This is a genomic window from Chromobacterium sp. CCUG 76385 (assembly GCF_059916625.1).
Genome location: NZ_JAUCGU010000045.1, coordinates 17,942 through 27,810 on the forward strand (window position 1 = coordinate 17,942; position 9,869 = coordinate 27,810).

Here is a 9,869-nt window from a genome sequence, read left to right on the forward strand (position 1 = left end):
AATGAAAATCAATCCTTCAAATAATATGACTGCCATCCTGATGAATGCTTCTTTATCCATCGCCGCGCGCCGCGCCGGCATCGCGCTGTGCCTGTGGCTTCCCGTCGCCTCGCAAGCAGGGCAGGCTCCAGCCCCCGCCGATCCGCAAACGGTAGCGCGGTATCTGAAACAGGCCAAAGTCAGCCAGCAACCGGCCAGACTGCTCGGCGAAAGCGAGCAGGACGGCGTCACGGTGCGCAGCTATGGTTTTGTGTCGCAGCGTTGGCCGGGCCTGGGCAGCACGCTGGCCAGCGACGCGCCGCAGTGGGAGCATGAATTGAAGCTGGCGTTGCCGCCGGAACGCAAGCCGGACTCGCCGGTATTGCTCTACATCAGCGGCGGCGGCAATCATGCGGAAAAGGGTTCGCAAGCGCCGCGGGATCCGTTGCCGATCGCCGAACTGGCGCGCGGGCTGGGCATCGCGGTGGCTGAACTGTATTACGTTCCCAACCAGAGCCTGCAGCTGGACGGACGGCCGCTCGGCCGCGAGGACGCGCTGGTCGCCTATAGCTGGCGCAAGAGCGTGGACCAGCCGGAGGCCGACCGTTTCAGCTCCATGCATCTGCCGATGACGCAGGCAGCCGTCGCGGCGATGGACGCGATCCAGTCCGGTGTGCCGGATGCCCGCGCCTTCGTGTTGTCGGGCAGTTCCAAGCGCGGCTGGGCCAGCTGGCTGGCAGGGCTGAACGACGAGCGGGTCCAGGCCATCGTGCCGGTGGTCGCCGATTTCTGGAACATCCGCGTCAACTTCAGCCATGTGTACAACAGCTACGGCAAGCAATGGCCGGTGGCGTTGCGCGATTATGAGAGAAACGGCATCACCGGCGAGGTGCTGAACGGCAGCCCCGGTTTCGATGCCTTGCTGCGGTTCGAGGACGTGGTCAACTACCCGGAAAGCATGGCGCGGCTGACGAAATACATGATTTCCGCATCCGGGGACGATTTCGCGGTGCCGGATTCCGCCTGGAGCTATCTGCCGGCGCTGAAAGGGCTGACCCAGCTGCGCTATCTGCCGAACCAGTCCCATTATGTGGGGAGCAAGCAGGTGGCCGAGGCGCTGCGACAGTTCATGGGCCGCTGGCTGGCGGGCAAGCCTTTGCCAGAGGCGCAGGTGGAGGGTGATGCGCGCGACGGCCGGATTCGCGTCAGTACCCGGGAACCGGTGAGCCGCGCCAAGCTGTGGCTAGCGAACAACCCGGATAGCCGCGATTTCCGTTTCCGTTCCGGCATCCGCTACCAGGACCGGATGATCGAGGGGAAATGCAGCGCGGGGGAATGTCGCTTCGAGTTTACGCCGGACGCTTCGCTGCCTGGCTGGCAGGCTTATTTCATCGAGTTGGAGGGCAAGGATTTCACCTGGACCACGCCGCCGTTGATCTGGCCCAAGCGTTATCCCGATGGCTCGAACGTGCCTATCGCTGCGCCGCGGCTGCAACTGGGCGGCTGAGGCCGCTTCACGCAAGCCGTAATAGGCGGTCGCGGATTTGGACCGGGGCGTTAGACGCCGCCTCCCAGTCCGCGCGCCGGTAGCGGCCATCTTCCAGCAGATCGGCGCCGAAACAGTCGCAGCCCAGCAAGCGGATGGACGTGGGCAGCGCCGCCTGCGCCTCGTCGAGCAGCGTAGACTCCACATCCAGCTCCAGCGCGGGCAGTTCCCGCCAAGCGCTTTGGTCTATCCAACCCATCCGCCCCAAACCCGCGATCACGCGCAGGCGCTTTGGCCGCAGCCGGAAGAACATGAAGTCCAGCGCCAGCCATTCTTCGGCTTCCGGGATGTAGCGCAAGAGGCGCTGACGCAAAGCGTCCGGTGCCTCGAAGCATTCCGCATCGCCCAATATCGTCATCCGCGAGGCCGATTGCGCGGCATCGTCGCCAGGGGCCAGCAAGGACAGGCTGATGCGCGGATCGGCCTGCAGATTTTTGCTGTGCTCGGCCAGGGCGCTGGCCACGAATACCGGATGATGATGTTCGTCGCAAAAGAACTGGATGGCGCTGGCGTAGGGATAGCCCGGATCATGCTGCGACTGGGTGGCGAGCGTGGCGTGGCGGCATTGATGCAGCAGGCTGATGGCGAGATCCGGTTTCATATTCGGCTTCCGGCAGGAAAAGATGCCGACATTCTAGGGGCTGTTGACGTTTGGTGAGTGGATCGCGTTTGAGCCGATTTGGGCCGGAAGCAAGGCGCACAGTCCGACGCATAGTCATTCTATGCAAGGGCTGGGCAACGCGGCTCCCGGCCCAAAGCGGCCAAACCCGCAGGGCCGGGCGCCTTTCGCGCCGACTCTTCGTTGTTCCGCGCTGGCAGAGAATGACTATGCGGCGCGCGAAACGCCTCGATTCGGCGCAAAACGCATCCCGGCGCGACCGCCCACCAAACGTCAACAGCCCCTAGGACGAGGGCGAGTAAAACAAAACGCCCCGCGAGGAGCGGGGCGTCGATGTAAAGGCGAACTGAGTTCAGAACCCTGCGGTCTTGGCGACGAAGGCGTTCAGATTGGCCACGTTCAAACTCCCCCAGCCGGTGGCATAGTCCCAGCCCGCCTTGGCCGAAAACGCGCCATTGCTGCCGCTGGCCACGTCATGGTACAGCGTGGGATTGGCCTTGAAGTACTTGTAGATGGCAGGGTTGGGCGAAACCAGCTTGTTGCCGTTGAGCGACTGGATACGGTTCCAGAAGCCGCTGAACAAGGGCGCGGCCAGGCTGGTGCCGCCTACTTGATAGGTGCTGCCGGCCACCAGCACCAACTCGCCGCTGTTCGGATCGGCATCAAAGGCGATATCCGGCACCCCGCGACGGGTCTTGGAGGTGGTCAGCACGCCGGCCGCGGTTTGCCATGACGGCGCGGCTTCGGTGTAGCTCGGTCCGCCGCCGCCGCCGCTCCAGGTTTTTTCGCTGCTGAAAGCGTTGGCGCCGCTGGTGGCCAGCGTGGTGCCGCCCACCGCGATCACATAAGGCGATACCGCCGGATAGCTTTGATACGGCGTGCCGCCGCCGCACTCGTAAGAGCCGGAATCGCCGCTGGAAACGGAGAAGGTTTGGCCGTGCGCCACGGCGGCTTGCAGCATTTGGTCCACGCTGGCGGTCATGCCGGAGTATTGCGCGCTCAGCTCGCATTCGCCCAGCGATACATTGACCACCTTGGCGCTGTTGGCGCTGACCGCGGCGTTGATGGCGGCGGCGATGTCGCCATTGCTCATCGACGGCGCCACATAAAACTGCAGTTGCTTCAGCGCGCCGCCGCTGGCGGCGAGTATGGTCTGGCTATCCAGATTCCACTCCACGATGCCGGAAGTGTCGGACGTTGGGCTGCCTGCATTGACGATGGCCACGCTGGGCGCGGCAAAGCCGGCGCTTCTGGCGTAGCTGTTCAGGTCGGCAACCGTCTGGCTCAGGTTTCCTTCTGCAATAATGCCGGCCACACCGCTCTTGGCCGCCGGCAGGCTGGCCGCGTTATAGATGGCGGCGAAGTCGGTCGGTTTGTGCGCGACGACGCCGGTACTGGCCTTGGCCACGCTCTGGGCATGGAAGGCGGTATGGAATTGATGGACGTTTTGCAGGCCGTGCACCGCCAGCACGATGCCGGACAGGCTGGCCGGCACCTGGATATTGGCGGTGTTGGCGTAGGTCTGGCGACCATTGACGCTGTAACGATGCAACTTGGTTTGGAACGCCTTGTAAACAGTGGCGTGGCTGCCGTCGGCCGTTACCAGCAGATTGTTGGGCGAGACGGTGATATTGCGGAAGCCGTTCTGTTGCAGATGGCTCACCACCTGCTGAACCTGGGCCGAGGTGGGCGCGTATTGGGCCATGAACTGCGCGTCGCTGATCGGCTGGCTTTGTCCGGACTGGATGCTGCTGGTCAGCGCATCCAGTTGAGATTGGTTGCGCAGCGCCAAGCTGATGGCCACGTGAACCAGTTCACCGCCAGCGAGCTCGCCATTGTCTACGGCGCCGGGTATCAGCTGCTGCACCGGGTGCGCCTGCGTGGTGGTGGCGGTCCAGTTGCCGGCTGCCTGCGCCGGGATGCCGAAGGCGCCGCCAATCAGCAACAGAAGGGTGGAATATCTTGCCCGCATGCCATTTCTCCCTGAAAAAACCGCGTCCCGTCCTTGGATGATAGACGGGGAAGTACGCGTTTTTACTAGATAGCGAGCGCGCTGGCTTTTGTAAAGTAATTGCTCTTAAATTACCCGGTTTATTTGTAATTGTTTACGCAAAATTCAGATTGCATCCGGAAAGTGTGGATGGCTGGATACACCGGCATTGGTGCGTAGATAACAGAAAACCCCGGGCAAGCCCGGGGTTTCCGTCAGCGAAGCCGCTTCAATCAGAAGCCGGAGTGGCTGTTGATGAAGGTATTCAGCGCGGACACGTTCAGGCTGCCCCAGCCGGTGGCGTAATCCCAGCCCTTGGTGGCTTTGTAGCCGCCGTTGTTGCCAGTCGTCACGTCGTGGTACAGGCCGGTATTGGCCTTGAAGTACTGGTAGATGGCCGGGTTAGGCGATACCAGGCTGTTGCCGTGAGCGGACTGGATGCGGGCCCAGAAGCCGGTGAACAGCGGAGCCGCCAAACTGGTGCCGCCGATCTGCTGGCTGCTGCCTTGGACGATGACCTGCGCGCCGCTGTTCGGGTCGGCGTCAAACGACACATCCGGCACGCCGCGCTTAGTCTTGTTGACGGTCAGCACGCCGGCCTTGGTTTGCCAAGCCGGTGCCGCTTCTACGACGCTGGGGCCGCCGCCGCCGCCGTTCCATACCGACTCCGACGAGTACTTGGTGCCGCTGGTGGACAGCGTGGTGCCGCCTATTGCGATCACGTACGGCGAGGTCGCCGGATAGCTCTGGCCTGCGCTATTGCCGCATTCGGCGGAGCCGGAGTCGCCGGTGGACACCGAGAAGGTCTGGCCCTGTGCGACGGCGGTCTGGAAGATCTGGTCGTCGGAAGCAACCATGCCGTCGCTTTGCGCGCCGGTTTCGCACTCGCCCAACGAGACATTGATCACCTTGGCCGAGCCATCGCTGACCGCGGAGTTGAATGCTGCGGTGATGTCGGCGTTGGTCATCGAGGTGGCGACGTAGAAATTCATTTGTTGCAGCGCGCCGCCCGCGGCAGCCAGGATGTCCTGGCTATCCAGGTTCCATTCGCCCACGCCGTCGGTGTCGGAAGAGGCATCGCCGGCGTTGATCACATTGGTCTGCACATAGCTGTAGCCGGCGGAATCTTCAAACTGCTGCAGATCTTGCAGGGTTTGAGTCAGATCGCCTTCCGCGATGATGCCAACGGTGGTGTTGCTGGCCGGCGGCAGGCTGCTGGCGTTGTAGATCAGCGGGAAGTCGGTCGGATTGTGGCCGACTACGCTGTTGGTCTTGGCTTTGGCGAAAGCCTGAACGCCAGCCTTTTGCAGCGTGGTGTGGAAGGTGTGGACGTTTTGCAGGCCATGGACGGCGAGCACGATATCGCCCAGCGATTGCGGCACTTGGGCGGCGGTCACGTTGGCGAAGGCTGTGCGGCCATTGGCGTTGAAGCGATGCAGCGTCGCGTTGAAGGCGGTCTTGGCGGTGGCGGCGGAGCCGTCAGCGGTGATCAGCATGCGGTTGGCGGCGACTTTGATATTGCGGAAGCCGCTCTTTTGCAGGTGGGCGACTACCTGCTGCACCTGAGCCTGGGTGGGGGCGAACTGGGCCATGAACTCGTTGTGGCTCAGTGTCTTGTGGCTGGTGCCGGCCAGCAGGCTGCTGGTCAGCGCGTCCAGTTGCGTCTTGTTGCGCAGTTTCAGCGTCACGGCTACATGCACGGATTGGCCCGCGGCAACTTCACCAGTGCTTTGGGCAGTGGCGGAACGCGTCAGCGTGGAAACCAGCGGATGGGCCTGAGTGGCGGTATTGACCCAGGCTTCACCGGCTTGAGCGCCGGCGGTGAACAGGCCGGCAACAATCAGTGCAACAGCGTGCTGTTTTGCAATCATGCAAATTTCTCCTCTTTGCAGTGTGTAGTTCAGGTGGGCGGTATGCCTTTTCCTGATAAGGGTTCGGTTTATATTGCGAAGCTATGTCTTAACCGTTTACCCATGATTGCCCCCCTTTTTGAGGAGGCATGCCGCAAATTCATGCGACGCTTAATCAATAGTCCAGATAGTCTGTAAATGCCAAATGCATTTAATACAAATTCATATTTGAGGCCTGAAATTAATGAAAATTAAAGAATTTTAAGGTTTTTGGAAGAGTTGACGCCTTGAAAAATGACATAGTAGTGCAAATGCTCCATTTATTGATTTTTGGTGAAATGCAAATCCGCATACCTTGCATGTTTTTTTTTAATGTATCGCAAGCGTGCGAATGTGCTGATTTTGTGAAATCAGCAACACTCTCTAGATTGAGGATGCAAAAAAGCAACAAATGGCCAAGTTCGGATACGGTTACAGATGTGTGTTTAGATGTGTTTTTGTGACGATATGTGACGATGTCGATTCTTTACACTTGATTTACAAGGAAATTTCTAAAAGCGGTGTGTGACAAATTGTCGTTATTTCAGAAGTGCGTGGTTTCTCTTTTTGTTAGTGGTATCGAGAAAGTAAATGGCTGTTGACGGTGATCATTACAAACTTTCACACTCGAATCACATTCGCTCGGCATGACGAATACAAAGATCCGGCCGCCCACGAGGCGAGCGGGCGACATATCTACAAAAGGGATTTGGAGAAATCATGAACTACAAGAGAAAAACACTGGTGGTGGCCCTGTCGCTTGTGGGTAGCGTAGGCTACGCGCAGCTCGCTCATGCAGATGACTCTGACAGCAACTCTTTACAGCGCGTGGATGTTGTTGGCTCTCACATCAAGCGACTAAAGAGCGAAAAGGCTACCGAGGTCACCACGATCAAAGTCGATGACTTGGCTAAGCAAGGATTGAATACGGTTGAGCAAGTGGTTAATGCTCTGGCTTCTAATCAATCCAATATCGGTGCAAATTCGAGCGTGGGCCAATCAACAGGTGGCGCCGCATTTGCCAACCTGCGCGGTTTGGGGCAGCAGTACACTCTGGTACTGCTTGATGGTCGGCGTGTTCCTTATCATCCTTTTGATGGTACTGCCGCTGATTTGAATGCAATTCCCTTGTCATCCATTGAGCGCGTCGATGTACTTCCCGACGGTGCCGCCGCTATCTATGGTAGCGATGCGATTGGCGGTGTGATCAACTTCATCACGAAGAAAAGCGCTCAGGGCCTGACCTTGGGGGGCGATTTCTTGAGTCCGCAACGCTCTGGCGGCCAAGAGAAAAATCTGAACGGATCTTATGGATACGGCGATCTTAACAAAGATGGCTTCAATGTCTTTGCGACAGCTTCGTACCATAAAACTGATCCCATCATGGCTTCTCAGCGAGACTTTGCATCCGCAATAACTCCAGCCATGAAGGCTAGCTCGAATAGCTATCCCGCAAACTATTCTGTTGACGGCGGGAACTCTCTAATTGGCCCGAGTAGCTATCCCAATTGCCCCGCCCCTGCTGTAGCCAAGGGCGGCACTTGTAAAATGTATCCGGGAACGATGGTCGGCATACAGCCTGAGACTGAACAATGGTCGGGCCTTGCTAAAGGGTCGATGAGGATCGGCGACAATCACGAGTTGTCTCTCACTTACAACATTACTCGCACCAAAAATACCACGATAGCGGCGCCAGCGCCGACAGGCGGCGAGGTATTCTTGCCCAGCGGAACGCAAGGTATTGTCACGCCGGATGGCACTGCGACTTTGACCCCATTTTTACGCACCATGCCGTTGGGTAATCGCGTGACAGAGGCCGTGAATGTCCAGCAAAAGGTTCAGCTCAACCTGGAAGGTCAGGTAGCTGGTTGGGACTACAAGACTGGCGTCGGTTATGGTCAAAGCTATGCCACTGAAGAGCTGATTAGCGGATTCACTGGTGATAACGAAGTCGCTAACGCTTACAAGAACAACCAGATCAGTCTGGTGACCGGCTTGGCCACAGACCCGAATGTTTGGAATCAGATTGGTATCAAGGGCCATCTGGATGATGGTAAGTATACAGTGGCAAGTGCCGACTTCAGCATGAGCAAGGAGGTATTACAGCTGCCGGCAGGACCGTTGGCGGTGGCCTTGGGTACTGAGGTTCGCCACGATACATTGGAGCACAATTACAACTATCCAATTTCTAAGGATGCAATTGGCCCTGGCATGCAGCAATCGCTCAGCACCAAGGGTAATCGTACTGTCTCCGCCTTGTTTGCTGAAGCGGATGTGCCCATTGTCAAACATCTAGATGGCAAGCTGGCTGTCCGTTATGACCACTATAACGATGTAGGCGACTCGGTAAGTCCGGAGGTTTCTCTGCGCTACGAACTGTCACCGCAAGTTCTGTTGCGTACGTCGGCAAGCACTGGGTTCCGTGCGCCCTCTTTGTATGACATGTACCAGCCCAACCAAAGCCAGCTGACCGGTAATTTTTATGCCGATCCTTTGAGCTGCCCGACGTTGGCCGACAGCTGCCCAAGTTTGCAGAGATACCTGAAAGTGGGTGGCAATACCAAGCTGCAACCTGAAAAATCTTCCTCGATGTCTGTGGGGATTGTGATTGAGCCGATCAAGAGCATTACCGCTAGCGCAGACTTGTGGTGGGTAATGATCAAGCATCAGGTCAGCACCTTGCCTGAGGCGACCCTGTATGACGGTAACCACAACAGCCTGTTGTTCTATGATCGGAACAATGGCGGAAACCTGACGGGTGTCGCCACGACCATGAATATGGGTAACTCCAGTTCCGCTGGTCTTGATGTGGATTTCCGCTGGGCATTGCCTAAGACTTCCATCGGCAACTTTACCGCTCAGTTGACGGGTACCTACCTGGCTAAGAACGTCTACCAGCTAGAGGAAAATGGGCAGTATTACAGCAATCTGGGGCAATACGTTGCCACACAGAATGAGCCGACTTTCCGCTGGCAGCACAATCTGACCTTGAACTGGAAACTTGCCGCCTGGAGCGCTGTACTTTCCCAGAGCTACAAGTCAGGTTATACGGATCAGAATTCTGGTAAGTTCGCTGCAACCAATCACATGGTTAAGCCGTATTCGACCTGGAATCTGTCCGGCAGCTATGACTGGGACAAGCACCTGACTTTGACCGCTGGTGTGCGCAACCTGTTTGATCAACTGCCTCCGTGGAGCAATCAGCAATACCTGTTCCAAGGCAACTACGATGCACGTTTTGCTGATCAAGTCGGCCGCGCCTACTTCCTGAAAGCTAATTACAAGATGTAATTCCGCTGCTGAAGGTCGCCACCCCAGCCGGGATTTTGCTGGGGTGGCGTTTTGCGCTTGGCAATCCAGTAAAGCCGTTAAGGAAGTGAACGTAACAATGTCCTATCCCGCAGTAAGGCAACAGTCAGGTCTGCGCAGCCGCCGCGGCGCCGGTCTGGCCGGGGTGATCATATTCCACGCCGTGCTGATCTACGCGCTGGTGACCGGACTGGCCCAGGGCGTGGTGAAGGTGATCCAGCAGAAGGTGGAAGTGTCGGTGATCAGCGAACCGCCGCCACCGCCGCCTCCGCCGCCTAAGATCGAAAAAGTGGTGCAGCAGCCGACGGCGCCGAAACCGCAGGCCTATGTGCCGCCGGTGGTCAATCCGCCGCCGATGGTGCAATCGCAGAACGCGATCCAGTCGGTGACGGCCGATCCGGCGCCGCAACCGGCCCCGACGCCGGCGCCGGCAGTGGAAGCGCCGAAAGGCCCGGTGTCGGCCAAGGCCAACTGCAGCCATCTGGAATCGCCGGAATACCCGTCCAAGGCCCAGGAAGACGAAATCCAGGGCGTGGT

Annotated in this window: 6 protein-coding genes; 3 read left to right on the top strand and 3 right to left on the bottom strand. The window is 58.4% G+C overall.

Annotation, left to right across the window (positions count from 1 at the left end; translation table 11 throughout):
* Positions 1 to 25 precede the first annotated feature (25 nt).
* Positions 26 to 1,486, top strand: coding sequence for a PhoPQ-activated protein PqaA family protein (locus tag QUG01_RS18825; RefSeq protein ID WP_500831421.1), 1,461 nt, complete (start codon positions 26 to 28; stop codon positions 1,484 to 1,486).
* A 7-nt stretch (positions 1,487 to 1,493) separates the two neighbouring features.
* Here QUG01_RS18825 and QUG01_RS18830 read toward each other — a convergent pair whose 3' ends face one another.
* The 3 genes from QUG01_RS18830 to QUG01_RS18840 form a co-directional block, all read right to left on the bottom strand.
* Positions 1,494 to 2,126 (bottom strand): HugZ family pyridoxamine 5'-phosphate oxidase, encoded by a 633-nt coding sequence (locus tag QUG01_RS18830; protein ID WP_500831422.1) that lies wholly within the window; start codon positions 2,124 to 2,126, stop codon positions 1,494 to 1,496.
* 370 nt (positions 2,127 to 2,496) lie between these two features.
* On the bottom strand, positions 2,497 to 4,116 hold the full coding sequence (locus tag QUG01_RS18835) for a S53 family peptidase (RefSeq protein WP_500831423.1): 1,620 nt from the start codon (positions 4,114 to 4,116) through the stop codon (positions 2,497 to 2,499).
* 251 nt (positions 4,117 to 4,367) lie between these two features.
* A complete protein-coding gene (locus tag QUG01_RS18840; RefSeq protein ID WP_500831424.1) occupies positions 4,368 to 6,005 on the bottom strand; it encodes a S53 family peptidase in 1,638 nt (545 codons plus the stop codon).
* 738 nt (positions 6,006 to 6,743) lie between these two features.
* Here QUG01_RS18840 and QUG01_RS18845 point away from each other — a divergent pair.
* Both QUG01_RS18845 and QUG01_RS18850 read left to right on the top strand, forming a co-directional pair.
* Entirely contained in the window at positions 6,744 to 9,314 is a 2,571-nt protein-coding gene (locus QUG01_RS18845) for a TonB-dependent receptor (RefSeq protein WP_500831425.1), read from the top strand.
* Positions 9,315 to 9,411: 97 nt separating this feature from the next.
* Positions 9,412 to 9,869, top strand: a 458-nt coding sequence (locus QUG01_RS18850) for a hypothetical protein (RefSeq protein WP_500831426.1), incomplete at its 3' end; no start/stop codon positions are given.